This is a genomic window from Acinetobacter gyllenbergii (genome assembly GCF_001682515.1).
GTDB classification, from domain to species: domain Bacteria; phylum Pseudomonadota; class Gammaproteobacteria; order Pseudomonadales; family Moraxellaceae; genus Acinetobacter; species Acinetobacter gyllenbergii.
In genome coordinates this window covers 54,733-80,924 of the sequence record NZ_KV575271.1, presented here as the reverse complement: position 1 = coordinate 80,924, position 26,192 = coordinate 54,733, and the positions used below count along the sequence as shown (strand labels likewise).

22 protein-coding genes are annotated in these 26,192 nt (G+C 43.4%); 2 read left to right on the top strand and 20 right to left on the bottom strand.

What is annotated here, in order from left to right; all coding sequences use genetic code 11:
* Positions 1–17: 17 nt before the first annotated feature.
* The 13 genes from NG55_RS19095 to NG55_RS19040 all read right to left on the bottom strand — a co-directional run bounded on the left by NG55_RS19095 (position 18) and on the right by NG55_RS19040 (position 13,098).
* On the bottom strand, positions 18–491 hold the full coding sequence (locus NG55_RS19095) for a GNAT family N-acetyltransferase (RefSeq protein ID WP_065344130.1): 474 nt from the start codon (positions 489–491) through the stop codon (positions 18–20).
* A gap of 23 nt (positions 492–514) precedes the next feature.
* Entirely contained in the window at positions 515–1,180 is a 666-nt protein-coding gene (locus NG55_RS19090) for a pseudouridine synthase (RefSeq protein ID WP_065344129.1), read from the bottom strand.
* Positions 1,181–1,276: 96 nt separating this feature from the next.
* On the bottom strand, positions 1,277–1,729 hold the full coding sequence (locus NG55_RS19085) for a hypothetical protein (protein WP_065344128.1): 453 nt from the start codon (positions 1,727–1,729) through the stop codon (positions 1,277–1,279).
* A gap of 570 nt (positions 1,730–2,299) precedes the next feature.
* Positions 2,300–3,187: a DMT family transporter gene (locus NG55_RS19080; RefSeq protein WP_016660536.1), complete on the bottom strand. Its 888-nt coding sequence runs from the start codon at positions 3,185–3,187 to the stop codon at positions 2,300–2,302.
* 72 nt (positions 3,188–3,259) lie between these two features.
* Positions 3,260–3,961: a hypothetical protein gene (locus NG55_RS19075; protein WP_065344127.1), complete on the bottom strand. Its 702-nt coding sequence runs from the start codon at positions 3,959–3,961 to the stop codon at positions 3,260–3,262.
* A gap of 123 nt (positions 3,962–4,084) precedes the next feature.
* Positions 4,085–4,786 (bottom strand): hypothetical protein, encoded by a 702-nt coding sequence (locus NG55_RS19070; RefSeq protein ID WP_065344126.1) that lies wholly within the window; start codon positions 4,784–4,786, stop codon positions 4,085–4,087.
* 42 nt (positions 4,787–4,828) lie between these two features.
* The gene (locus tag NG55_RS19065; RefSeq protein ID WP_032865809.1) at positions 4,829–5,404 is read right to left on the bottom strand and encodes a DUF4126 domain-containing protein; all 576 of its coding nucleotides are present in this window, start codon (positions 5,402–5,404) and stop codon (positions 4,829–4,831) included.
* 127 nt (positions 5,405–5,531) lie between these two features.
* On the bottom strand, positions 5,532–5,675 hold the full coding sequence (locus NG55_RS20745) for a zinc ribbon-containing protein (RefSeq protein WP_004637424.1): 144 nt from the start codon (positions 5,673–5,675) through the stop codon (positions 5,532–5,534).
* 302 nt (positions 5,676–5,977) lie between these two features.
* Positions 5,978–7,384, bottom strand: coding sequence for a hypothetical protein (locus tag NG55_RS19060; RefSeq protein WP_065344125.1), 1,407 nt, complete (start codon positions 7,382–7,384; stop codon positions 5,978–5,980).
* An 80-nt stretch (positions 7,385–7,464) separates the two neighbouring features.
* Positions 7,465–10,083, bottom strand: a complete 2,619-nt coding sequence (acnD, locus tag NG55_RS19055) for a Fe/S-dependent 2-methylisocitrate dehydratase AcnD (protein ID WP_065344124.1) — start codon at positions 10,081–10,083, stop codon at positions 7,465–7,467.
* Entirely contained in the window at positions 10,083–11,240 is a 1,158-nt protein-coding gene (gene prpC, locus NG55_RS19050; RefSeq protein WP_004656677.1) for a bifunctional 2-methylcitrate synthase/citrate synthase, read from the bottom strand. The genes acnD and prpC overlap by 1 nt, the downstream gene beginning before the upstream one ends.
* Before the next feature lie 270 nt (positions 11,241–11,510).
* A complete protein-coding gene (gene prpB, locus NG55_RS19045; RefSeq protein WP_016542523.1) occupies positions 11,511–12,395 on the bottom strand; it encodes a methylisocitrate lyase in 885 nt (294 codons plus the stop codon).
* Entirely contained in the window at positions 12,388–13,098 is a 711-nt protein-coding gene (locus NG55_RS19040; protein WP_065344169.1) for a GntR family transcriptional regulator, read from the bottom strand. The genes prpB and NG55_RS19040 overlap by 8 nt, the downstream gene beginning before the upstream one ends.
* A gap of 453 nt (positions 13,099–13,551) precedes the next feature.
* Here NG55_RS19040 and NG55_RS19035 point away from each other — a divergent pair, with 453 nt between their 5' ends.
* Complete coding sequence (locus NG55_RS19035; RefSeq protein WP_005200881.1) at positions 13,552–14,766, top strand: amino acid aminotransferase; 1,215 nt, start codon at positions 13,552–13,554, stop codon at positions 14,764–14,766.
* 59 nt (positions 14,767–14,825) lie between these two features.
* On the opposite strand, the gene dld is transcribed toward NG55_RS19035, so the two are convergent.
* The 4 genes from dld to lldP form a co-directional block, all read right to left on the bottom strand.
* Complete coding sequence (gene dld / locus NG55_RS19030; RefSeq protein WP_065344123.1) at positions 14,826–16,532, bottom strand: D-lactate dehydrogenase; 1,707 nt, start codon at positions 16,530–16,532, stop codon at positions 14,826–14,828.
* 309 nt (positions 16,533–16,841) lie between these two features.
* Entirely contained in the window at positions 16,842–17,993 is a 1,152-nt protein-coding gene (gene lldD, locus NG55_RS19025) for an FMN-dependent L-lactate dehydrogenase LldD (RefSeq protein WP_023271024.1), read from the bottom strand.
* Positions 17,990–18,742, bottom strand: a complete 753-nt coding sequence (gene lldR, locus NG55_RS19020; protein ID WP_004801820.1) for a transcriptional regulator LldR — start codon at positions 18,740–18,742, stop codon at positions 17,990–17,992. The genes lldD and lldR overlap by 4 nt, the downstream gene beginning before the upstream one ends.
* A 19-nt stretch (positions 18,743–18,761) precedes the next feature.
* Complete coding sequence (gene lldP / locus NG55_RS19015; RefSeq protein WP_171068323.1) at positions 18,762–20,429, bottom strand: L-lactate permease; 1,668 nt, start codon at positions 20,427–20,429, stop codon at positions 18,762–18,764.
* A 380-nt stretch (positions 20,430–20,809) separates the two neighbouring features.
* On the opposite strand from lldP, the gene NG55_RS19010 reads away from it, so the two are divergent.
* On the top strand, positions 20,810–22,180 hold the full coding sequence (locus tag NG55_RS19010; protein WP_016542518.1) for a phosphohexomutase domain-containing protein: 1,371 nt from the start codon (positions 20,810–20,812) through the stop codon (positions 22,178–22,180).
* Between the two features lie 52 nt (positions 22,181–22,232).
* On the opposite strand, the gene galE is transcribed toward NG55_RS19010, so the two are convergent.
* Genes galE through NG55_RS18995 form a run of 3 tightly spaced genes read right to left on the bottom strand, consistent with a single transcriptional unit; the run spans position 22,233 to position 26,177 of the window.
* Positions 22,233–23,249, bottom strand: a complete 1,017-nt coding sequence (gene galE, locus NG55_RS19005; RefSeq protein WP_023271026.1) for a UDP-glucose 4-epimerase GalE — start codon at positions 23,247–23,249, stop codon at positions 22,233–22,235.
* Positions 23,242–24,915 (bottom strand): glucose-6-phosphate isomerase, encoded by a 1,674-nt coding sequence (gene pgi / locus NG55_RS19000; protein WP_016542516.1) that lies wholly within the window; start codon positions 24,913–24,915, stop codon positions 23,242–23,244. The genes galE and pgi overlap by 8 nt, the downstream gene beginning before the upstream one ends.
* Positions 24,916–24,917: 2 nt before the next feature.
* The gene (locus NG55_RS18995; protein ID WP_023271027.1) at positions 24,918–26,177 is read right to left on the bottom strand and encodes a nucleotide sugar dehydrogenase; all 1,260 of its coding nucleotides are present in this window, start codon (positions 26,175–26,177) and stop codon (positions 24,918–24,920) included.
* Positions 26,178–26,192: the final 15 nt, after the last annotated feature.

Genomic DNA, 26,192 nt, shown 5'->3' with positions numbered 1-26,192 from the left:
ACAGACGAAGCCTGTATTCAATCTAATACCAGACGCAGGACCACTTGGTCGAGACAGCGAATGCCATGTTCATAGATGGGTTCTGGATAATCTCTAAATACGTCTGGCTCTATATGCGACAAACGAAAGCCACATTTCTGATAAAGCGCCAATTGATCCAAACTGGAATTGCCTGTTTTGACCCATAAAATTTGGATATTTTGACCTTTACTCTCTGCAATAGCAGATTGAATCAGAGCCTTGGCAAGACCTTGTCCTTGATAACATGAATCTACAGCTAGGTTTTTAATTTCCGCTTGATCATCTATTTTGAACAAACAAAGTTGTGCAATGAGCTGCGCCTGATCATTCAATATAAAGAACAGATTCGACTGCAATAAATAGGTTGAGATCTGCTGCCAACTTGGATCAGCCTCTAATAACAGCGCTTTTAATTGCCGTTGCTGTATCTCTGAGAGTGCTGTCCATCCAGCGTGTTGAATCGAATACATGATCTTGCCTATTTATTGTTGTCTTAGAATCTTACCTCAGAATGAATTTCAACTGCATGTAGCTTGAGTGGATGTTGGAATGCCAAATAAGCCGCATGCAGCGCCATGCGTTTTAAATGGAATTTGGCGGGCTCAGGATGATAAAGCTTATCGCCCATAATTGGATGGCCGATATGCATCATATGCACGCGCAGTTGATGGGAACGCCCTGTGACAGGTTCTAAGCGAACACGACTTTGATCCGTTACTGCATCATAGTGCATCAGTTGAAATAAGGTCTTGGCAGGCTTACCCAATTCAAAATGAACCATCTGACGCGGACGGTTTTCCCAATCGGTGATCAGGGGGACTTCCACACTACCCTCGCGCTGAATCTGTCCCTGTACCAAGGCCACATAGTATTTTTTGACAGTACGCGCCTGAAACATTTTACTGATCGCCACTTCTGCATCACGATGTTTGGCAAACATGAGTAAGCCCGAAGTTGCCATATCCAGACGATGCGTGACTTTGGCCGCAGGATATTTTTCTAAAACCCGTAAATAGGCACTGTCCTGATGTTCAGGTAAACGCCCCATCACAGACAATAGCCCAGCAGGCTTATTGATCACCAGCAAATCGTCATCTTCATAGACGATCTCTAAAGCATCTTGTGGCGGGGTATAAATAAAATTGTCGTTTAGAGCCATGGCAACAGAACAAATGCAATCGGGTACAGGATGGGGAGTGATTATAGTTGCGTCAACGGCTTTCGCAACTGCTGATTTTCCTCATCGCCATCACGATCAAGATGGTGTTTTTAGTCCTTTGCCCAAGCCTTGTTTATAGAGTTGTTCTAATGTGACAATGTCCCGATTTAAAAACGCAATCAGGTAGTCTTTGACTCGGATAAGGCTGAGTTGTTTAAACGAAATACTGTCTTTGCTTTTACGTGTGACCAAGCCAAACAAATCCTTTTTAGGAATGATGACTGGGATATCACTGTCCAGTTTGAATTCAAGCTGCTGTGATTTGGCATAGGCATCAAGGGTAATAGAAATGGTCTGTTCTGTCCGATGATCGCTGACAATAAAACTGGTATCGGCACCATTGAGTTGTAATTGACGAACCAACTGCTGACGCCAAGTCATCTCGTCAAACTTGGTTAAAATCGTTGCCAAATCAAAGCGACCGACATGATCGATGTCATTGTGATTCATTTGATGTGGATAACGGATTTTAAGCTCGAACTCATTCATGATGGTACTGACCTATTGCTGTGATTTTTTTGATTTATTAATATAAGAACAATTATATCACTTTGTTTTTTAATATAAAAATATCGACTTATATTCATAATAACAGGATTTGAGGATTCACTTCACATTCAATTTTCGTTTTATTGATCTAGTTTTTATTATTTAGGCCTGATGGCTGATTTTATATTTACCAAATTTTTTAGGGTATCAAGGGAAAACAGAGGTTGTTTACTTCAACACCTATGACTTTGTAAGTCATAACCTTTGCCTATAAACTTTTGATCTATAGCGTCCTAAGCCGAATCGAGACCTTTTGGGTTCGTACACACTTGCTTTATAAGCGTCGGTGCATGCTACTCTTTTCGATCCCTTTCACACCCTTGAGACATAGTTTAGGCAGATCACGGTGGGATTGTTTTCCTAAAAACAGCTTTTTTTGGTGATCAATGAAATAATTTTGCACACTCTATTCTAAAAGTTAAAATATTTCCCATATATAACAAAGAACCACGATTTAAATTCCGATAAATCCAAATTTACATGTGTATTTTTTCAAAAAGAACTTTTGATTTATGCCCAAATCACCATAATCGCTGCCACAATCACCAGCCACAGGCCTAAATGATCAGTTTTGGCGAGCTTTTCTTTAAAAAAGAAGGCTGAGATTAATAGACTAAATAGAATTTCGACCTGACCCAGCGTTTTCACAATCGCCACAGTCTGCATACTCATGGCGCTAAACCAACCAACGGACGCCAAAAAGCTACAGATACTCACTCTTAAGGTTAAGCCAACACGTTGCCACATTTTAAACAATGTCGGGCGGCTGAAAAATCCGAGATAGACCAACAGTACGATGCATTGAAAACTGATCAGACTGCACAGTACCCAAGCCGCACGATGTAAGAATGGCAACATGCTCAGTTCTAAACTGGCTTCGCGCACCAATAAAGAGGTAATCGCAAAACACAGGCCACTCCCAAGTCCAATCATCAAGGTTTTAAAGGACAGATCGGACTGTTGCTTGCCTTTGCTCAGTAAAAATACCGCAAGTCCACCAATCGCTACCCCAACCCAGCCCCATGTGCTGAGATGTTCCTGTAAAAACAAAACACCGACCAAAGCGGCCAAGATCGCTTCACTTTTGGCCAGTCCCACCCCAATGGCATAGTTCTTTTGCTGGAATAGTTTCACCATTAGAGCAGTGGCATAGATCTGACTAATGCCTGCAATCACGATATACAGCCAGAATTTATCGGAAAAATGCACCGATGTTGTGACAGGCTGATGCCAATAGAGAAAGGCCAAATAGCTAAAAGCAAAGATCGGTGAAAAGATAAAGCGAGCAAGTGTGGTGCCATAGACATCCACGCTGGTACTGAGTTGTTTTTGAAATGCATTGCGCCAAGCCTGCATAAATGCAGCCATGAGCGTGAATAGAATCCAAGTAAGCATCATAAGCTTGAACGCAATATTGTCAGTGCCGCTAATTTACGCTGTTCTGACTGGTTTTTCGATAGGTGTCAGTGCTTAAAAACTTAAATCATCAAAGTCCTTCACTTTGGATAGATAGATGGGCACCTGATTGATTTTGCTCCAGGTTTCTTTAAACCGTGGATCTTTTTCTGGGTCTTGGCTTAAATTTTCACGAAAAACCTTTTTGCCTGTTAAAAAATTAATACTGGTTTCACTTTGAATGAGCGGGCCATGATTGCTTGAATTATCATATCCAATCAGACGTAGATCATTGCCTTCCAAGCGAAATAGATAACGCCAATAACCATAACGTCCATGCGAATAATAAACGCTCAGCAGATTATTTTTAATTTCCATCCAGAGCTCGGGCGGAAAATAGACACCGCCATCTTCATTTTCAGAGCTAAAACAACTGAGGTTACTCACAACAGCTTTGTATTTGCCTTTTTGATTCAGCAATACAATCACGCCACGGCGGTTGCGGTCTAAATGTCCATAATATTCATGTTCAACCAAGGCTTTGGGATCGGTGGCTTTGACGATCAGCACCACATCCTTCAAGCCATCTTTATTCAGATCGCCTTCAATGGCTTTAAAGAGTTGGTATTTTGCAGGGATATAGGCTTGATAGGTGACTTTATCTTGACCTAATTTAATTTCTTCCTCTGTCGGTTGTTCTTGGGCAAAGCTGACTTGCGGCAGTGCAGATAGGCTTAAAAAGCCGAATAAGGCGGCAATGAGCTGGGTCTTTATCATCTTTTTATCTCATCATTCAGGTGGTTATTCATGCTATTTCTTTTATAAACAATGACTGAATTTCTCTTGGCATTTTGCGCGAATTCAACCTGCGGCAACAATCTTCAAACTTGTGACCCGTTCTTAAAAACTTAAATAATCAAACTCTTTAATTTTCGATAGATAGATTGGGGCTGGATTAATTTTACTCCACTTTTCCTTAAATTTTGGTTCACCTTCAAAGTCTTGACTTAAATTGTCACGAATAACTTTCTTTGCTGTTAAAAAGTTAATACTGGTTTGGCTTTCAATATAAGGCCCATGATTGCTTGAATTGTCATAACCAATCAGACGTAGATCATTGCCTTCCAAGCGAAATAGATAACGCCAATAGCCATAGCGTCCATGGGCAAAGTGTACATTCAGCACATTATTGTTAATTTCTACGCGTATATCAGGGGCGAAATAAACACCTCCGTCTTCATTTTCCGAGTAAAAACAACTTAAGTTACTGACAATCGGCTTGTAAGTGCCTTTTTCGTTGAGTAATACAATCACGCCGCGGCGGTTAATATCGATACGACCACGGTACTCATGTTCAACAAAATCTTTGGGATCGGTTGCTTTCACCATCAGCACGACATCGTTTATGCCATCTTTATTCAAGTCGCCTTTAATGGCTTTAAATAAACGATATTTTGCAGGGATATAGGCTTGATACGTGACTTGGTCTTGGCCTAATTTAAGCTCTTCCGCTGTCGGTTGTTCTTGAGCAAAGCTGAGTTGTGGCAGTATCGCTAAGCCTGATAATACGAATAATGCGGCAATCACTTGCGTCTTGATCATCTTTTTATGTCACCATTCAGGTTGTTATCAGACTTATTGCATTTATATGGAATGGCTGAGTTTCTCTTGTTTTTTTGAACGAATCCAGCGTGCGGCAACAATAATAAAAACAATCACCAAGACGGTAATTAGCACAGGCATGATAAAAGCCAAAATCGACAATACGATCGAGCCAATCAACTCACCGGTCGAGATCACAAAATTCCCCAGCCCACCTGTGGTTGCTGTCGAGACACCCCGTGCTGCTACGGTACTCATTTGCACCACACCTGCGGTTCCGCCACCGACAATCAATGCCGCTGCCCAAGTGGCAAACTGGGACATTTCTCCACTACTCACCGCCATCGTTGTGACCGTTCCTGCCACCACAGCCGCAGGTGTGGCAATGGTATCTAATAAGTTATCCACCCATGGCACATAGTAGGCTGCGATTTCACAGATGGTGGCGAAACCCAGTGCCATACAGACTGATGGGATGGCTAACCATTCAAAGCCTTGAGCAGGTTGATACCAACCCAATAAGGTCGCAATACTCATGGCCAACAAGGGAACAAAGACGCGAAAGCCACAAGCTGCGCTGAGCCCAACGCCAATACAGAGTCCTAAAATTGTTTCCATCATGGATTACCTTTCTATGCCTATGACAGGTCTTGTTATTTACATCTTATTTTTAAGGTAACAAAAAGCCCTATCAAGGGATAGGGCTTTTATTCAAACAGTGGGTAACTGTTTGGTATTTTGCGGCTTAGGCATTCTTACTGTTGAATTGATTGCCAAGGCATTTGGTACACGGAGGTAAACGATCAGTACCAATTTCTAAATAGGTGCGGTGTCCGCATTGAACACAAAAATAGAAGCCTGTTCCAGGTTTTTCGCCAGCAGTTACCATCTTTGTTCTCCATAGATTTTAGAAATGGTATATATACTATAGCGTGATAGTTTTGATTATTTATTGACCTTTCCGACAGATGGTGATGGCGGAAAGGTGAAGCCATATAGACACCGCAGATTGTTTCGAAATATAAAACAATAATTAGACGTTCATATATCAGGAGCTAGATATACAGCAGGCATCATATCTAGCAACCAAATGAAAAAAGCCCGACAGGATGCTGGGCTTTTTTTTATGGTTATTTAAAATGACAGTTTTAAGTAAAAATTTATATCAATTATTATCTAATCTTTTATTACTTAAAGGGTATTTCCATTTTTTGTGGGGATAGAAGGAAATTTAACTCGTCCGACCGCTTCTAAAATAGATTTTCTACATTGTGTTGCAAATCTGGCATTCTTATTATCCTTTAAATATTTGGCTACTAAAAAAAGATCAGGGGTAAAAACTAAAGCTGTAGAGCTAATCATAGCAGCCGAAATACACTTATCTGTAAATGGATTTTCTCTCTCAGTTAAAGGAAGTAATCGATAGGCATTTCCAAAAAGCACAGATTTGGCAGGCTCTAAGACTTCTTCCCGCTGTAAATCTTCATGAATATTTAAGGCTAATTGTCTTAACTTATCAATATTAATGGCTTTAGTATCTTTTCCTTCTACCTCACCAATTAAACGCCCTTCATTTGATTCAAAAACAGCATCAAACTCAGAATCTGCATCTTCATATTGTGCAACTGAAAAACCTAAGGTTCTTAAAGCATCTAATATGGCGAATTCCAAAGGTTTTCCTTTTTCAAACAATAGATTTCTTAATTTATTTAACTCTCCTATCTCATCTAATATCAGTTGTTTTTTATTATTTAATGTATTGATATTCTCTTCTAATACGAGTAATTTTTTTGTTGCGGAAATTTCCACCTCTAGTTTAAATTCGTCCTTTTTTGCCCAGTCTGGTTCTACGGTTAGCTCACTACCTTGCTTTAAGCTTTTCTCCAAGCTAACTATTTGTTTAATAAAATTATGTGAAAACTGTTGACCTTCTATACTCCAATCATCTAAATCCTCATCAAAGAATGATTCATTTGAAAAGTCTATATCAGGTAAACCAATTAAAGTACCGTTTGAATTATTTGAATTTAGTATGAAACCTACTGTTTTATCTCCATGTTTAGTCTGCAAACATGGAGTAACTGACCCTTCAACAAACACTTGATATGATGAAATTTCTCCAAGACTAGCCCAATAAGTAGATATAACTTCTGATTTTTTAGGAGCTAATTTTATTTCTTTACCTTTAGTATTCGTAATTTTTAATTTAATCGGCAAAATATCATAATTACTATAAATATCTACAATTCTTGTCACTTGTCTATTTTTTCCTGTCCCCGAATATTGCTTGTCACCTGTAGCTATATAAACTTCTTGAAGAGTATTTAGGAATAAAATAACCAATTTACCATGATCAACTGCTGTTTTTATTTCTCTTTTCCAATGTTCTGTTTTCGACTTTAGAATAAAAGAGTCGTGGTCAGAAAGACTTTTTTTACCTTTAAAATAATCATTCCCTCTAAAAGAATAATCACTAATATCAGGTTTTATCAGAATTATATCCCAATCTAACAAAGAATTTTCCGAACTATACTCACAGTATTCAGAATCATCTCCATAAAGAAAAAATCCTATTGTTAAAATCTTTTTTTTTGCCATATCATTAATAAAAAATTTAAAAGCCCTACATAAATGTAGGGCTTTTTTTAAACAATATCAATCACTTTCAGATCAAAGTATTACGCCACTTGACCTTCTAAAAAGTCTTGTGCAAAACGCTGTAATACCCCACCCGCTTCATACACAGAAACTTCTTCTTCTGTATCTAGGCGGCAAGTCACAGGCACTTCAACAATCTCTTCCTTACCATCCGCTGTGGCACGTTCGATCACTAAAGTTAACGTCGAACGTGGCGCAATATTACCAATTACGCTATACAGCTCAGTACCATCTAGCTTTAAGGTCTTACGGTTTACACCAGCTTTAAACTCAAGCGGTAGAACGCCCATACCGACTAAGTTAGTCCGGTGAATACGCTCAAAACCTTCTGCAACAATCGCTTCCACACCTGCAAGACGTACACCTTTCGCTGCCCAGTCACGACTTGAACCCTGACCATAATCCGCACCCGCAACAATGATCAATGGTTGCTTACGGTTCATGTAGGTTTCAATCGCTTCCCACATCCGCATCACTTCACCTTCTGGCTCAACACGTGCTTTTGAACCTTGCTTAATGCTGCCGTCTGAACGAACCACCATTTCATTAAATAGTTTCGGGTTGGCAAAGGTGGCACGTTGTGTGGTTAAGTGATCACCACGATGGGTTGCATAAGAGTTAAAGTCTTCCTCAGGCACACCCATTTTCGCCAAATATTCACCAGAAGCACTGTCTAACACAATCGCATTCGATGGAGACAAGTGATCGGTAGTGATGTTGTCACCCAAGATCGCAAGCGGACGCATGTTGGCTAAAGTACGTGGTGCAGCCAACGCACCTTCCCAGTATGGAGGACGGCGAATATAAGTACTCATTGGACGCCAATCATATAGTGGGCTCGCCGCTTCTTCATTAACACCCAAATCAAACATTGGAATGTAGATTTTACGGAACTGTTCAGGCTTCACGGCTTCTTTGACGAGCGCATCAATTTCAGCATCCGAAGGCCAGATATCTTTCAGGTAAATTGGATTACCGTCTTTGTCATTTCCAAGCGAATCTGTTTCGATGTCAAAACGAATGGTTCCTGCAATCGCATAGGCTACAACCAACGGCGGAGATGCCAAGAACGCTTGTTTTGCATAGGGATGGATACGGCCATCAAAGTTACGGTTACCCGAAAGTACCGCAGTCGCATACAAGTCACGCTCAATGATTTCTTGTTGAATCACAGGATCAAGTGCGCCTGACATCCCATTACACGTAGTACATGCATAGGCGACGATACCAAAACCAAGTTTCTCAAGATCACCCAACACGCCTGCTTCTTCAAGATACAGCGCAGCTGCCTTAGAACCTGGTGCAAATGAAGATTTTACCCAAGGTTTACGTACCAAGCCGAGTTCATTGGCTTTACGTGCCAATAGACCTGCAGCAACCGTGTTACGAGGGTTAGAAGTATTGGTACATGAGGTAATTGCAGCAATAATCACAGCACCATCAGGAATTAAACCTTCTGCTTCTTGTGCCTTGGCAAGCTCTAAATTCCCTGCAATGCCTTTGGCTTTCAAATCAGCGGTAGAGACACGTGCATGCGGATTTGATGGTCCTGCAATGTTACGCGTCACCGTTGAAAGATCAAAACGAAGTACACGTGGGTACTCAGCTTGGGTCATATCTGATGCCCAAAGACCAATTTCTTTGGCATATTGCTCAACCAAAGCCACTTGCGCATCTTCACGACCGGTCAGACGTAAATAGTCGATGGTGTTCTGGTCGATATAGAACATCGCCGCAGTTGCGCCATATTCAGGCGTCATATTTGAGATGGTGGCACGGTCGCCCACAGACATGCTGTCAGCACCTTCACCAAAGAACTCTAGGTAAGCACCAACGACACGTTCTTTACGCAAGAACTCAGTCAATGCCAATACGATATCGGTTGCAGTAATGCCTGCTTGACGCTGACCGACAAACTCAACCCCGATGATGTCTGGAAGACGCATCCAAGACGCACGACCGAGCATGACGTTCTCAGCTTCCAAGCCACCTACACCGACTGAAATCACGCCAAGCGCATCAGTATGTGGGGTATGTGAATCGGTACCGACACAGGTATCAGGGAACGCTAAGCCATCACGGTTTTGAATCACTGGAGACATTTTCTCCAAGTTGATCTGATGCATGATGCCGTTACCCGCAGGGATCACGTCAACATTTTTAAAAGCGGTTTTAGTCCACTCAATAAAGTGAAAACGGTCTTCGTTGCGACGGTCTTCGATTGCACGGTTTTTCTCAAACGCGTCTGGGTCAAAGCCACCGAATTCAACTGCCAAAGAGTGATCCACGATCAACTGGGTTGGAACCACAGGATTTACTTTGGAAGGATCACCGCCTTTGTCTGCAATCGCATCACGCAGACCTGCAAGATCCACCAATGCGGTTTGACCCAAGATGTCATGACAGACCACACGTGCTGGATACCATGGAAAATCGAGATCCTGACGGCGTTCGATCAACTGGGTTAAATAGGCCGTTAAATTCTCGGCATCCGCTTTACGCACCAGCTGTTCAGCGAGCACTTTCGAGGTGTATGGCAGCTTTTCGTATGCGCCTGGCTGAATATCTTCAACGGCTTGACGCACGTCATAATATTCGAGCTGGGTACCTGCCAGCGGTTTACGATATTTTGTGTTCATTAACCACGCTCCGCCAATGGTTTGAATTCAAGATTTTCAGGACCGGTATAGTTGGCACTTGGACGAATGATTTTACCGTCCTGACGCTGTTCAATCACGTGTGCAGACCAACCCGCAGTACGTGCAATCACGAATAATGGCGTGAACATTGCCGTTGGAACGCCCATCAAGTGATAGCTCACCGCACTGAACCAGTCGAGGTTCGGGAACATGTTCTTCACTTCTTTCATCACGGCTTCTAAACGTTCAGCGATCACATACATCTTGGTATTTTCTTGTGCTTCAGCAAGTTCACGCGCCACTTGCTTGATCACTTCGTTACGTGGATCAGAAACGGTATAAACTGGGTGACCAAAGCCAATCACCACTTCTTTTTTCTCAACACGGCTACGGATATCCGCTTCTGCCTCATCTGCATTGTCATAACGTTGTTGAATCACGAACGCCACTTCATTGGCACCACCGTGTTTAGGTCCACGTAACGCACCGATACCGCCTGTGATTGCTGAGTACATGTCTGAACCTGTCCCTGCCACCACACGTGAAGTAAAGGTCGATGCATTAAACTCATGCTCTGCATACAGAATCAAAGAAGTGTGCATCGCTTGAATCCATTCTTCCGATGGCGCTTCGCCATGAAGGAGATGCAAGAAATGTGCAGCAATCGAGTCATCATTGGTTTCAACTTCAATACGACGACCGTTGTTGCTGAAGTGATACCAGTACAACAACATTGAACCCAAGCTTGCCATCAATTTATCAGCGATGTCTTTTGCGCCCGCTTCGTTGTGGTCTTCATGTTCTGGGGTTAAGCAACCCAATACAGAGACGCCAGTACGCATCACATCCATTGGGTGTGCAGATGGTGGCAGTTGCTCAAGTGCTGTTTTCAATGCTGCGGGTAAGCCACGCAGCGCTTTTAATTTTGCTTTATAAGCTTTGAGTTCGGCTTTATTTGGAAGTTTGCCGTGTACCAAAAGGTGTGCCACTTCTTCAAACTGGCTGCCGACGGCAAGGTCAAGAATGTCATAGCCGCGGTAGTGTAAGTCGTTGCCGCTGCGGCCTACGGTACAGAGTGCAGTGTTGCCTGCCACTTGTCCGCTGAGTGCAACTGATTTTTTTGGTTTGAAGCCTGTTGGCGTTTCATTACTGCTCATAAGATTGTCCTTTTCTATCTATTTAATTTATTTTTGAGCAACTCAACGGAGTCGTGCCGAGTTCTCATCCTGTTTCAGGATAAACCTTCGGTTCGACCTACTTTTCTTTCGGGAAAAGTAGGCAAAACCATTGTCATCTGCAAAACCTGTCCAATAACACCATTTAATCAATCTATCGCAGAAACAATATCTTGTTTAAACCACGCAGGTTGCAGATGACTTTTCTGCATAGCAAATTTCAACCTAAATTCTTATGAATTAAGGGTTTACTTATTTATTCTTCGCAAAAGTTCCATCAAGATATTGTTCAAACGCATGGTAGTTAATGCGTTCATACAGTTCTTGGCGGGTTTGCATGGTATCGACCACATTCTTTTGCGTGCCTTCTTTACGCAAAGTCTCATAAACATTTTCTGCTGCTTTATTCATGGCACGGAATGCAGACAGTGGATAGAGCGCAATGCTGACATCGGCAGAAGCCAATTCTTCCGTAGTAAATAATGGCGTTGAACCAAATTCGGTGATATTGGCTAAAACGGGCACTTTAGTCAGTTCCGCAAATTGCTTATACATGGCCAATTCAGTGATCGCTTCTGGGAACAGCATGTCTGCACCTGCTTCGATATACGCCCCTGCACGGTCAATTGCAGCTTGTAAGCCTTCAACTGCAAGTGCATCGGTACGTGCCATGATCACAAAGCTGTCATCGGTACGTGCATCGACTGCGGCTTTAATACGATCGACCATTTCTTGTTGAGTTACGATGGCTTTATTCGGACGGTGACCACAACGTTTAGCACCGACTTGGTCTTCGATATGCATTGCAGCAGCACCGAACTTGATCATCGACTTGGTGGTACGTGCGATATTAAACGCGGAAGCACCGAAACCTGTATCCACATCGACCAATAACGGCAGATCACAGACATCAGTAATACGGCGTACATCGGTCAATACATCATCAAGGTTACTGATACCTAAATCAGGTAAGCCCAAAGAACCTGCAGCCACACCACCACCTGACAAATAGATCGCCTTGTAGCCAGCGCGTTTTGCCAATAACGCATGGTTGGCATTGATCGCACCGACCACTTGTAATGGTTTTTCATTTGCGACCGCGTCGCGGAATAGCTGACCAGCAGACTGTTTAGCCATGTTGTTGTTCTCCTTGATTTTGTAGCAATGTTTGCTCAACAATTTTGTAAGATGCATTGATATGACGGTGCATTAGCATTTCGGCGAGTTCACCGTCACCTTCAGCAATCGCATCTAATATACGGATATGTTCATCCCAAGCTTTGCTCGGGCGATCTGGGGTATTTGAAAACTGGATTCGATACATCCGAATGAGGTGATACAGCTCATCGCATAACATTTTTTCTAAGGTTTTATTGCCACTGCTTTTGATAATGCAGTAATGGAAATCATCCTGACCTTCTTGCAGATAGTAACCCTTACCTGCTTTAAAGTTTTCATCCTCGGCATGCATACGCAATACATCACGCAAGGCCAGAATCTGTTTTTTATCAATATGCTGGGCAGCCAGTTTGCAGGCCAAGCCTTCTAAAGAGGCACGAATTTGATACAGCTCTTGAAACTGTTGCAGTGACAGTGATACCACACGGGCACCGACATGCGCAGTTCGCTCCACCAGTTTCTGCCCTTCCAGACGATGAATCGCCTCACGTAACGGCCCGCGACTGATGCCATAAATACGCGCGAGTTCAGGTTCTGAAATCTTGCTGCCCGCAGGAATATGCCCTAACACAATTGCCGACTGAATTTGCTTAAATACGTGTTCCGTCAGGGTCATTCCCTGACTGGTGCTGAAGGCTTGAGGAACAAGGGTATCTTGCATATTGTCGACAATCTCTACAATTTTTATGATTTTATAACCAGATAAAAGAAAAAATGCAATAGGATTGTCGACAATAAATCTGACTGGTGCTGCCAATTCGACTAGCGCGATATAACCAACTTGCTGATCAACACACTTGCAAAAATCTTATATAAAAATATAAAAAACAATAAATTAACAATATTCAAACTCATTATTCAGCCCTGCGCTTTGGTCTATTGGGCAGCCTTATAGTTTTAATACTACGACCATGGTATGACAGCTTGATTGTAGACAATCTTTATAATCAGCTCGTAGCGACAAAATTTGTAAGTAAATACTGCACCAAAATGTAAATAACAGCGTGCTTCATGCAGCCTTTATTGATACATTATTGGGCATCAAAGGTTCCGCTCCTCAAGCGCCAACCTCCCCAGACATCTATGCACTTTGTTGAAGAAAAGGACATTGTTAATGTTTCAACATATCCCACCTTATGCAGGCGATCCGATCCTTTCATTGATGGAACAGTTCAATGCTGATCCACGTGCTGAAAAGGTCAACCTCAGTATTGGTTTGTACTATAACGAAGACAGTATCGTTCCTCAGCTTGATACCATTATCGAAGCACAAAAACGTATTGCACCTAAAAATACGCAAACCAAGCTTTACTTACCAATGGAAGGTTTCAAGCCTTACCGTGATGCGATTCAAGCCTTATTGTTTGGTGCAAACAGCCCTGCAATTCAACAAGGTCGTGTTGCAACAATTCAAACGTTGGGTGGTTCTGGTGCATTAAAAGTCGGTGCAGACTTTTTAAAAACCTACTTCCCAAATTCAGAAGTTTGGGTCAGCCAGCCAACTTGGGATAACCACGTTGCCATCTTCAATGGTGCAGGCATCAAGAGCAACTTCTACCCATACTTCGATGCTGAAACACGTGGCGTTGATTTTGATGGGATGTTGTCTACGCTGAAAACATTGCCAGAACAAAGCATTGTGTTATTGCACCCATGCTGCCATAACCCAACAGGCGCAGACTTGAATCCAGCACAATGGGATCAAGTGATTGTGGTATTAAAAGAACGTAACCTGATTCCATTCCTCGACATCGCGTATCAAGGTTTCGGCGATGGTATGGAACAAGATGCTTATGCCATCCGTGCCCTAGACCAAGCAGGTCTGAACTTTATTGTCAGCAACTCGTTCTCTAAAATCTTCTCACTTTACGGTGAGCGTGTTGGCGGTTTAACGTTCGTATGTGACGATGCTGAAGCAGCAAAATGCACATTCGGTCAGTTGAAAGCAACGGTACGTCGTATCTACTCTAGCCCACCAACAACAGGTGCATGGTTGGTTGATCAAGTGTTAAATGACGCTGATCTGAATCAACAATGGCAAGGCGAAGTCAAAGAGATGCGTGAGCGTATTATCAAAATGCGTAGCATCTTAAAAGATGAGTTGACTAAAGCCCTTCCTGAGCGTGACTTTAGCTACCTTGTGAATCAAAAAGGCATGTTCAGCTATACCGGTTTAACCGCTGAGCAAGTGGACATTCTTCGTGAAGAATATGCAATCTACTTGGTACGCAGTGGTCGTATCTGTGTTGCAGGCCTGAACATGAACAACGTATACAAAGTTGCCAAAGCAGTGGCTGAAGTTTTAGCAAAATCTGCTGCAACCGCTTAAGTTATCACGCATAAAAAAGGCGCTTGAAGCGCCTTTTTTATTTCCTGTTTTATTTAAAGTCAGGACTTGGCCTTGCCCCAATATTTTAATTTAGAAGTCTGTCCAATCCCGACATTAAAACAATTATTCGGATCAAGTTTCTGGTAGAAATTGGCCAATGCAGGCTTGGCAATATACAAATGACCGACATTATGTTCGGCAGGATATTCAGCACGGCGGGCATCTAGCAATTGCCACATCTGATGTTCCATCGCTAAAGGATCATTGCCTTTTTTAAGGATGTAATCTTGATGAAAGACATGACAGAAAAAGTGCCCATAATAGAGCTTATGTATGATCTGCTGTTCCATCTCCACAGGCAATTGCTCGACCCATTCACGATCATTGCGGCGTAAAGCGATGTCTAGCGCCACAATATCTTCTACCTCATCCCGATGGGTATCACGATAACGAATTGCGGCACCTGCCACGGCAAAACGATGCAAAAAGGCTTTACGCCCTTCATCCGCATCACAGACAAAGAAATTGCCCGAAGCATGCACCGCAAAATAGTCTTGTAAAAATTGCTCGGTCTGGGCTTTGCAATTATTTTCAACGCGTAACATCAGATGATGTTCATAACGATCACGATATTCGGTCATCCGTTTCGGTAAATGGCTCGGTAACAACGAAGTGACCGCTTGTAAAAGATGATCGGTCAGCCCTTTGATTTTAAATTTTTCTAAAAAGCCATCGACCTTGTCTTTTAATGCAAAAGCTTTCGGCACATTAGCGGTGCCAAATTTCTCGATAAACAGAAAGGTATCTTTGCCATATTTTTCACCGATATGATAGGCATCGCGGTGAATATATTCCCCTGCAATCGGCAAGCTTGGCAATGAAGTCAATAAATAACGGCGAATCGCGGTCAGGTCGTCGGCATCATTGCTGCCAATATAAAAGACATTGCTCTCGACCTTTTCATAGGTATCCAGACGTACCGCAAATACGCAGACTTTTCCTGCTGAACCCGAAGCTTCAAACAGACGTGAGGGATCGGCATTAAAACGTGCCGGGCTATCGGCATCGACTTGGGTGACATCTTGGGCATAACGCTGATCGGATGCCTGCTTTTCTGCATCATCCAAAATATCTGTGGCTTGATAGCGCTGCTGCTCTAAACGGGTCAGGATCTCTTCAGGACTCGAACCTAAGTTCACACCCAGATGATTCACCAATTCCAACTGACCTTGGGCATTGACCTGCGCATACAGTGCCAGTTCGGTATAGGCAGGCCCACGACGCACCAAGGCACCGCCTGAGTTATTACACACCCCACCCAATACCGAAGCGCCAATGCAGGAAGAACCAATCACCGAATGTGGTTCACGATCATAGCCTTTAAGCAACTGTTCCAGATTGTCCAAGGTCGCCCCTGGTAAACAAATCACCTGCTGCCCCTCATGAATGACTTGAATGCCTTTTAAACGGCGTGTACTCATCACCAACACAGGACGGTCATAATCATCACCATAGGGGGTTGAACCACCGGTCAGGCCCGTATTGGCCGCTTGCATGATGACGATACAATCCGCTTCAATCGCTGCTTGTAATACCTGCCACTGTTCCAGCAAGGTGCCAGGGATCACCACTGCAAAGACTTTACCCTCACCAAAACGACGACCTTGCCGATACTGGCGGGTACTTTGATCATCGCTCAGTACATGCTGACGTCCAACAATCTGCTGTAAACGACCAATCACTGCTTTGGGAGAAAATGTTTGCATGATGGCTCCTTTGGGTCATTCATATAAAATCTAGCTATATCTTATGCATGCTAAAACTAGATCAACACGACAGGGACTTACGGTTTGTGGACTAGCTGATTCTCTAATTTGAATCAGCCCTGTATTTACTATCACAGTTGGCGGCAAGGATGCCGCCTGTTCCGATGCGGTAGCAAGGACGTACCGTCATCGAAGCAAAGGTTTTTGGTTACTTTTGACCTTTCAAAAGTGACAAACGCCTCTACACAAGAAACATGCAAGTCATCCAATGATGAGGCAGTGCCTACTGCATCACTTAGCAAATTATTTTTAAAAACCTTGTTTGATTGCCTGTACCAAACAATCCGCATTAATCTCTTGAATCGACTTAGCCCCTGTTAAGGTCATCGCCACACGCATTTCCTTATCAATCAGATCGAGCAAGTTAGACACCCCTTGCCCCCCTGCTGCCGCCAAGGCATAAACAAAGGCACGACCCAATAACACCGTATCCGCCCCAAGCGCCAACATGCGTACCACATCCAGACCATTACGGATACCTGAGTCGGCCAAAATTGCCAGATCACCCTTCACTGCGTCAGCAATCGCAGGCAAAGCCCGCGCAGAAGACAGCACCCCATCCAATTGCCGCCCACCATGATTGGATACCACGATGCCATCTGCACCAAAACGGACTGCATCTTTGGCATCTTCAGGATCCAGAATCCCCTTAATCACCATCGGGCCATCCCAAAACTCACGAATCCACTCCAGATCTTTCCATGAAATCGACGGATCGAAATTAGAACCTAACCAGCCGATATAATCTTCAAGCCCAGTCGGTTTACCTAAGTATTTCGAGATATTGCCCAAATCATGCGGACGACCACACATCCCGACATTCCATGCCCAATGCGGATGAAACATAGACTGCATATAACGACGCATCGCCGCATTTGGCCCACTCATACCTGAATGCGCATCGCGATAGCGCGCACCCGGCACTGGCATATCCACGGTAAACACTAGTGTTGAACAACCTGCCGCTTTAGCACGTTCCAAGGCATTACGCATAAAGCCACGATCACGCAACACATAGAGCTGGAACCACATTGGACGCTGAATTGCAGGCGCCACTTCTTCAATCGGACAGACGGAAACTGTCGATAAAGTAAATGGAATGCCTTTTTGATCGGCTGCCACTGCCGCCTGAACTTCACCGCGACGTGCGTACATACCAGTTAAACCCACGGGTGCCAATGCCACAGGCATCGACAAGGTTTCATTAAACAGTTTGGTTTCCAGACTCAGCGCGGACATGTCATTCAACACCCGTTGACGCAAGGCGATGTCAGAAAGATCCTGCACATTGCGCTTTAAGGTATGTTCTGAATAGGCACCACCGTCGATATAGTGAAATAAAAAGGGCGGTAAACGACGTTGTGCCGCAGCACGATAATCATTGCCAGAAGAAATAATCATTTTGAGTCCACTCTCGTTAAACGTGTTGCACGTTTCTGGCGCGCTTCATCTTCGCCCAGAGCACGTACATGATTAATCACAAATTCAATATGCCCACACACCGCTTGGCGTGCAGCTTCGGGATCTTGACGATCAATCGCATCCATCACCTGAAAATGCTGCTCGCTGAGCAAGTCACCATTGACAGGATGGTTATAAACTTTGTTACGTCCGAGCAAGACGTTGTATTGCAGCAAGTCAAACAAACTACGCATCATTTGGATCAGCACAATATTGTGTGAGGCTTCCGCAATCGCTAAATGAAATTCTGCATCTGCCACTGCCGCCCGAGCTGAATCGCCTGCATTTTGATAACGGCTGATCTCATCAAAACAATGATGAATTTTGGCACGATCTTCAGGTGTTGAACGCAATGCGGCGTACCATGCAGTGCCGCCTTCAAGCAACAAACGCGCTTCCTGTACATCAAAACGGTACAGTGGATCTTCTTCAATCAAATGACTGATCGGATTGACGATGAGCTGTTGCGGCCACTGCTCGGGTAATTGTTGAATATAGGTCCCATCACCACGGCGGCTACTCAACACCCCCTGACTATTCAACTGTTGAATCGCTTCACGTAAGGATGGACGAGATACACCTAAGCTGGTCGCCAGTTGACGCTCGGCAGGTAAGCGATCACCTTGTTTCATCTGGCGTTGCTCAATGAGTGCCTGTAATTTCATGACCACTTGATCGGAGATTCTCATCACATTTCCTTGATTAGCGTTATGGAATCATCCACGGCACCAGATAAGCCTGAACCGTGACGATGATGCCGACAAAGACAGTAAATATGATGCTATGTTTTACCGTGAAACGAAACAAGTCCGATTCTTTTCCAACCAAACCCACCGCGGCACAGGCAATCGCAATCGATTGCGGTGAAATCATCTTGCCCGTTACGCCCCCACTGGTATTGGCAGCCACCAGTAACACTTCTGGAATACCGATTTGCTGCGCTGTGGTGGCTTGCAATGCCGAGAACAAGGCATTGGATGAGGTATCGGAACCCGTCAGGAAGACACCCAGCCAACCCAAGAAGGGTGAGAAAAAAGTAAAGGCATGCCCTGTATGTGAAAGTGCTAAAGCCAAGGTCGCAGACAGGCCTGAGTAATTGGCAATAAAGGCAAAGGCCAATACCATGCCAATCGAATAAATTGGGGTTTTTAACTCATTTAATGTTTCAGCAAAGGTACTGACCGCGTCACGGGTTTTCATTTTCAGGAAAATGATGGTGATAATGGCCGCAATAAAAATAGCCGTACCTGTGGCAGAGAACCAGTCAAATTTATAAATCGCTTCATAGGCCGTGGTTTCGGACACAATCGGCGGCATTTTTTCCACCAACTTATGCAGATAAGGCACTTCGATTTTAAAAATCCAATCCGCCAAGGCACCGTCTTTGGCAAATAATGACTTGAATGGTTTGATACTCCAAATCGTCACCATCAGCGTCAAAATCATAAACGGCGACCATGCTTTGGCAATCTGTGCAATGCTATAACGCTGTTGTGATGAGGCCGCATAGCTAGCTGCTTGTTCATCAGTCATTTCAAAACGGAAAATATGTTTCGGTTTCCAGACACGGAACAGCAGGGTCAAACTGACCAATGAGGCAATTGCAGCGGTAATATCAGGCAGTTCAGGTCCCAGAAAATTCGAGGTCAGATATTGTGCAATCGCAAAAGCACTACCACCGACCAGTACCGCAGGCCAAGTCTCTTTCACGCCACGCCAACCGTCCATGATCGCCATAATCCAGAACAGCACAATGATGGTTAAAAAAGGCAATTGGCGACCGACCATCTGGCTGATTTCCATAGTATCGACACCAGATACCTGTCCAGCCACGATAATTGGAATTCCCATGGCACCAAAGGCCACAGGCGCCGTATTCACAATCAGACAGAGGCCCGCAGCATATAGCGGTTTAAAGCCCAAGCCGACCAATAGGGCTGCTGTAATGGCGACTGGTGCACCAAAGCCTGCCGCACCTTCTAAAAAAGTACCAAAGGCAAAACCGACCAACAGCATCTGTAGGCGCTGATCTTCAGTAATCGATAAAATACTGGAGCGAATCACATCAAACTGCCCCGTTTTTACCGAAATTTTATACAGGAACACCGCCCCGATAATAATCCAAGAGATCGGCCATAAACCGTAAAAAAAGCCATAAACCACGGAAGCAAATGCCATTTCTACTGGCATCTGATAAAACACTAAAGCGATGACAAGGGCAAGAATGACCGTACAGGTCCCTGCAATACTGCCCTTTAAACGAAATACCGCCAAAGCCAGAAAGAAGAAGATAATCGGAATCAGCGCAACGGCACTGGATAACCAAATATTATTCAAAGGATCATAAAGTTGTTGCCACACATTAAGCATTCTCATCTCCTTGAAATGCTGGGCGCTATTTTGTTTTCACTTCGAGACAAAACATCATCACGAATATTGGTATGACCAATATAAATTTTATTGACAAAATTTATCCATTTACACAAGTTGCTTATCTTAATTACATGAATTATCAGGTGCAACCACCAATCACCCACCAATATTGGTAAGACCAATAATAATTAAAATCAAATCAACCCTTTTCTGTTGCTGTGGGCTTTCAGCATTCGACTAAAGTCTGATAAAAAATATCCCGAGCAGTATTCCATTTGTGTACTTCGGGTTACCAATCGCGAAAGACAAAACTATAAATATGACTTTTAGACGATATCTGTATAATCTGTTCACAACTCAAAACAGCAATTGAATTGAAAAATATGACGCAACTGACTTGCTTTAAAGCCTACGATATTCGCGGCAAACTCGGCACAGAACTGAATGAAGAGATTGCCTATAACATTGGTCGTGCCTATGGACAAATCTATCAACCAAAAACGGTTGTGATCGGTTGTGATATCCGTTTAAGTAGCGAAGGCCTAAAACAGTCAACCATTCAGGGTTTAAATGATGCAGGAGTAAATGTACTTGATCTCGGTATGACAGGGACTGAGGAAGTCTATTTCGCTGCCTTCCATCTCGATGTACAAGGTGGGATTGAAGTGACTGCCAGCCACAACCCAATGGATTACAACGGGATGAAATTGGTGCGTGAGAATGCACGTCCAATCAGCGCAGAGACGGGATTAAAAGAAATTCAGGCATTGGCTGAAACTGGTCAATTTAACGAAGTATCGCAAAAAGGCACAACGCAAAACTATAATATTTTGCCTGAGTTTATTGATCACCTTCTGACCTATATTGATCCACAAAAAATTAAACCGCTTAAACTGGTGGTCAATGCAGGCAACGGTGCAGCAGGTCATGTGATTGATGCCATCGAACAAAAATTCCAACAACTGAACATTCCCGTTGAGTTCATTAAAATTCACCATGAAGCAGATGGCACTTTCCCGAATGGTATCCCGAACCCAATCCTCATTGAAAACCGAGACAGTACACGTGATGCCGTACTTCAGCATCAAGCCGATATGGGCATTGCCTGGGATGGCGACTTTGACCGTTGCTTCCTGTTTGATGAAAAAGGGCAATTTATCGAAGGTTATTACATCGTTGGTTTATTGGCGCAGGCCTTCCTGATCAAACAGGCTGGTGAAAAAATTGTGCATGACCCACGTTTGGTCTGGAATACCTTTGACATCGTCGATCAATACCAAGGCATCGCAGTACAATCTAAATCTGGACATGCATTTATTAAGGATGTCATGCGTGAACACAATGCCGTGTACGGCGGTGAAATGAGCGCGCACCACTATTTCCGTGATTTTGCCTATTGCGATAGCGGTATGATTCCTTGGTTACTGACTATTGCCCTACTCTCGGAAACAGGTCAATCACTCTCAACGCTGGTTGAAAACATGATTGCCAAATTCCCGTGTAGTGGTGAAATCAACTTTAAAGTGGCAGATACCCAAGCCACCGTACAAAAGATCTTTGATCATTATGCCGATCAAAATCCGCAAGTGGACCGTACTGATGGGGTGAGCCTTGATTTTGGTGCATGGCGTTTAAATGTCCGTGCTTCCAATACCGAGCCTTTACTGCGTTTAAATATTGAAAGCCGTGCCGATCAAAATCCGCAACCGATGCAACATTATGTTGATGAATTAACTGGGTTAATTCAGGGTTAATTCAGCCCAATAAAAAAGGAGCATATTGCTCCTTTTTTTATTGCTTTAACATTCAGTTAAAGCCGTTGGGATTCTGCTTCTGCCAATTCCAGCTATCCGCCAGCATATCTTCCAAGGTATATTGAGGCTGCCAACCGAGCTCGCTCAATGCACGCGTATTGTCTGCAAATGAAGTAGCAACATCACCTGCACGACGTGGTGCAAATTCAAACGCAACAGGCACACCATTGATTTGCTCAAAGGTATTTTTGACTTGTAATACCGATGAGCCATTGCCCGTGCCAATGTTCCAAGCACGACAGCCTTGTGTAGATAAACGATTATTCAAAGCACACAGATGAGCATTCGCCAGATCCACCACATGGATATAATCACGAACACCAGTACCATCTACAGTGTCATAATCATTGCCATAAATGGACAATTTTTCACGACGGCCCACTGCGACCTGTGTGACATACGGCATGAGATTATTTGGAATCCCCTGCGGATCTTCACCAATCTGACCGCTTTTATGCGCGCCGACAGGATTAAAATAGCGAAGTAAAGCAATCGACCAGCGCGCATCTGCTTGTGCAAGTTTTTGCAGCATTTGCTCAACAATCAGTTTGGTATAACCATAATTGTTATTTGGCATTCCCGTTGGCATATCTTCATTCAAAGGCGACACATTGGCTTCGTCATAAACCGTTGCAGATGAGCTGAATACCAAGCTAAATACACCTGCACGCTCCATCGCCTTGACCAGCTGGATACTACCCGCAATATTATTATCAAAATAAGCCAATGGAATCTGCTGGCTTTCACCAACCGCTTTCAGACCAGCAAAATGAATGACTGCATCAATCTGATGGTCTTGGAAAACTGAATCTAACTCAGCCTGATTGCGAATATCACCCTGCACAAACACCAAACTTTTATTTGCTAATGCTTGTACTCGACCTAAAGATTCATCTGAGCTGTTTGAGAGGTTATCGAAAACAATCACCTCGTGACCTGCAGTAAGCAACTCTAAACAAGTATGGGAGCCAATATAGCCCGCACCACCCGTCACTAAAATTTTAGCCATCTGTTTTTCCTAATAATATTTTCAACAAACCTTGTGTTGATGCATCAAATTTAGAGAGATCATCCTGTTCACGGTTCAAAATCGGTAACAGTTGATTGGCAATTTCTTTGCCTTTCTCAACGCCCCATTGATCAAAGGGATTAATATTCCACAACACCGACTGCACAAAAACCTTATGTTCATACATCGCAATCAGCATCCCTAAGCTATAAGGATTCAGCTCTTTGAGTAAAATAGTGGAGCTGGGTTGATTGCCTTCATATTGTTTATACGTTGGTAAATCTTCCAGTTCATCTGCTGCCAAGGCTTGATTCCCAAAAGCCAACAGGCGTGACTGTGCCAAACAGTTGGATAAAGCCAAATGATGCTGCTCAGCCAAGGCCTCTGCACTTTCAGCATAGGTAAACTGATTGGCATTATAGCGTTTCACAGGGGCAATAAAGTCACAACTGACGGAGTGCGTGCCTTGATGCAGCAACTGATAAAAGGCATGCTGTGCATTGGGCCCAACCTCGCCCCACACAATTGGGCAAGTGGCTGAACTGACCTTTTCTCCATTGCGTTGAATCGATTTACCATTAGATTCCATTTCAAGCTGCTGCAAATAAGCTGCAAAATATTTGAGACGGCCATCATACGGTAAAACTGCATGGGTCTGGATATCCAGAAAATTGTTATTCCACGCACCTAAAAGCCCCATCAAAACAGGAATATTCTGCTGAAATGGTGCGGATTGAAAATGCTGGTCAATCGCATAAGCACCTGCTAACAGTTGCTTAAATCCCTCAACGCCAATGGTCAGGGCAATTGGTAAACCAATACATGACCACAGTGAATAACGACCGCCGACCCAATCCCATAACAACAGCTGTTTATCAGCAGCAATGCCCCATTCTGTCATCTTGTCAGGCTTAGTCGAAACCCCGATAAAATGATTTTGCAGAATCTTGTCATTATGCCCCAATGCCTTTTCTAACCATTGACGCACGGTTTGTGCATTGGAAAGTGTATCAATGGTGCCAAAGGATTTTGACGAGATAATAAATAAGGTTGTTTCAGGACGAAGTTGATGCAATAACTCAGATAGCTGGCTGCCATCCATGGTCGAAACAAAATGCACATCTAAAGCTTTTGTGGTCGCGACCTTAAAGTCGGAGAGTGCATGCGTCACCATGAGTGGGCCGAGATCAGAGCCACCCACACCAATATTGACTACATCTTGAATCACCTCACCCGTCGCACCACGATACTGCCCTGCATGGATTTTATCCACCAAAGCATACATACGTTCTAGCTGCTGCTGTACCTGATGATTCACTTCAGTAAAATCTGAACTCGATTGTGGTAAGCGTAAAGCCCAATGCATCGCTGCGCGGTGTTCAGTATAGTTAATCGGTTCAGATGAAAAGAGCTTTTTGATCCAGCCTTTTAAATCTTGCGCCTGAGCCAAATCCACCAAACCATTTAAAATCGTCTGGTCTATACGATGCTTACTAAAATCTAAAACGATTTGATCATATTCAACTGAAAAACGTTTAAATCGTGTTGAGTCTTCTGCAAATAATGCTTTTAGATGGATCTCTTTAAATTGCTGTTTTAAAGATGACAAATGCTCAAGCACTGAAACCTGCTCCTTGACTGCAAAGGGCTGAATCTGCTTTACCATCATTAACGTCCCACCCCCATATATGCAAAACCTTGTGCTTTAACATAGTCCGGATTATAAATATTACGACCATCCAAAATTAAAGGATGCGCCATGAGCTGCTCAAGTTGTTTAAACTCTGGGCTCCAATACTGTTTCCATGCGGTCAGCACGCAAAGACCATGCACATTTTTGACCGCATCATATTGATCTTCACAAAGAATCAAATTCTCGCGTTGTCCATACATCTGTTTTATTTCATCTAAAGCTTGCGGATCATGCAGATGAACCGTTACGCCTTGAGCCCAAAGTGCTGCAAGCATTTGATGAATTGGGGACTGCTGAATACTTGAGGTATTTTCCTTAAAAGAAGCTCCCCAAATCGCAACAGATTTCCCTTGTAAATCACCATGGTAATAATTCCATAGCTTACGAAATAGGATTTCTTTCTGTTGCTCATTAATTTCCCAGACCTGACCCAGCAACTGGCTTTTTACCCCAGTATTTGCAACGGTATTGGAAAGTGTCAAAATATCATGAGAAAAATTTTCACCACCAAAACCCGCACCTGGCGCCAAGTAAGCTGAACCAATCCGGTTATCCGCTGCCATGCCTTGTCGAACAGAAGCAATATCAATTCCGAGTTTCTCAGCGACCACGGCCAAGTCATTGATATAGCTAATTCGTGTCGCCAACATGCCCGAGATACTAAGTTTGGTAAACTCGGCATCTAAAATTGGCATAAACAGATATTGCTGCGCTAAAGGGAAAAAAGGGCGAAGCAGTTCTTTGACTTTAATCTGAACATCGGTTTGAGTACATCCCACAATCAGCTGTTTGGCCTGAGTCAAACTATGTAAAGCATTCCCTTCCTGAATCGTATCTGGCAAATACACCCAGTCATCTTCAGAAAGAATTTGCTTAAAGCGCTCAGTACCCTGCAAACCAAAAGTTGAAGCATTGATCATTAACTTCGGATGAATAATTGGGCGCTGTTTTAAAGATTGCAGTAGTTGAAAAACTTGCTGTTCTTGAGTCTGATTAAAACTAAATAAATAGGCATCAATATCAAGCGGAATACCATCCAACTCACGATAACTTAAGAAACCGCTGTTCCGCTGTTTTTCCAGAAGATGGCTGACATTTTCATCATGAAATGAATATTGCTGCCCCTCCACATTCCCATCAAGTTGAGAACACCAATATACAAAGTGCCCAGATTCGGACAATAATGCAGACATGACGCCTGCATATAAAGTATTACCAAAAATTGCAACTTTCATAAACATTTGCCCCCA

Coding starts and splice junctions, on each gene's coding strand:
- NG55_RS19095 (WP_065344130.1), bottom strand. CDS start 491: ATGTATTCGATTCAACACGCTGGATGGACAGCACTCTCAGAGATACAG.
- NG55_RS19090 (WP_065344129.1), bottom strand. CDS start 1,180: ATGGCTCTAAACGACAATTTTATTTATACCCCGCCACAAGATGCTTTA.
- NG55_RS19085 (WP_065344128.1), bottom strand. CDS start 1,729: ATGAATGAGTTCGAGCTTAAAATCCGTTATCCACATCAAATGAATCAC.
- NG55_RS19080 (WP_016660536.1), bottom strand. CDS start 3,187: ATGATGCTTACTTGGATTCTATTCACGCTCATGGCTGCATTTATGCAG.
- NG55_RS19075 (WP_065344127.1), bottom strand. CDS start 3,961: ATGATAAAGACCCAGCTCATTGCCGCCTTATTCGGCTTTTTAAGCCTA.
- NG55_RS19070 (WP_065344126.1), bottom strand. CDS start 4,786: ATGATCAAGACGCAAGTGATTGCCGCATTATTCGTATTATCAGGCTTA.
- NG55_RS19065 (WP_032865809.1), bottom strand. CDS start 5,404: ATGGAAACAATTTTAGGACTCTGTATTGGCGTTGGGCTCAGCGCAGCT.
- NG55_RS20745 (WP_004637424.1), bottom strand. CDS start 5,675: ATGGTAACTGCTGGCGAAAAACCTGGAACAGGCTTCTATTTTTGTGTT.
- NG55_RS19060 (WP_065344125.1), bottom strand. CDS start 7,384: ATGGCAAAAAAAAAGATTTTAACAATAGGATTTTTTCTTTATGGAGAT.
- acnD (WP_065344124.1), bottom strand. CDS start 10,083: ATGAACACAAAATATCGTAAACCGCTGGCAGGTACCCAGCTCGAATAT.
- prpC (WP_004656677.1), bottom strand. CDS start 11,240: ATGAGCAGTAATGAAACGCCAACAGGCTTCAAACCAAAAAAATCAGTT.
- prpB (WP_016542523.1), bottom strand. CDS start 12,395: ATGGCTAAACAGTCTGCTGGTCAGCTATTCCGCGACGCGGTCGCAAAT.
- NG55_RS19040 (WP_065344169.1), bottom strand. CDS start 13,098: ATGCAAGATACCCTTGTTCCTCAAGCCTTCAGCACCAGTCAGGGAATG.
- NG55_RS19035 (WP_005200881.1), top strand. CDS start 13,552: ATGTTTCAACATATCCCACCTTATGCAGGCGATCCGATCCTTTCATTG.
- dld (WP_065344123.1), bottom strand. CDS start 16,532: ATGCAAACATTTTCTCCCAAAGCAGTGATTGGTCGTTTACAGCAGATT.
- lldD (WP_023271024.1), bottom strand. CDS start 17,993: ATGATTATTTCTTCTGGCAATGATTATCGTGCTGCGGCACAACGTCGT.
- lldR (WP_004801820.1), bottom strand. CDS start 18,742: ATGAGAATCTCCGATCAAGTGGTCATGAAATTACAGGCACTCATTGAG.
- lldP (WP_171068323.1), bottom strand. CDS start 20,429: ATGAGAATGCTTAATGTGTGGCAACAACTTTATGATCCTTTGAATAAT.
- NG55_RS19010 (WP_016542518.1), top strand. CDS start 20,810: ATGACGCAACTGACTTGCTTTAAAGCCTACGATATTCGCGGCAAACTC.
- galE (WP_023271026.1), bottom strand. CDS start 23,249: ATGGCTAAAATTTTAGTGACGGGTGGTGCGGGCTATATTGGCTCCCAT.
- pgi (WP_016542516.1), bottom strand. CDS start 24,915: ATGGTAAAGCAGATTCAGCCCTTTGCAGTCAAGGAGCAGGTTTCAGTG.
- NG55_RS18995 (WP_023271027.1), bottom strand. CDS start 26,177: ATGAAAGTTGCAATTTTTGGTAATACTTTATATGCAGGCGTCATGTCT.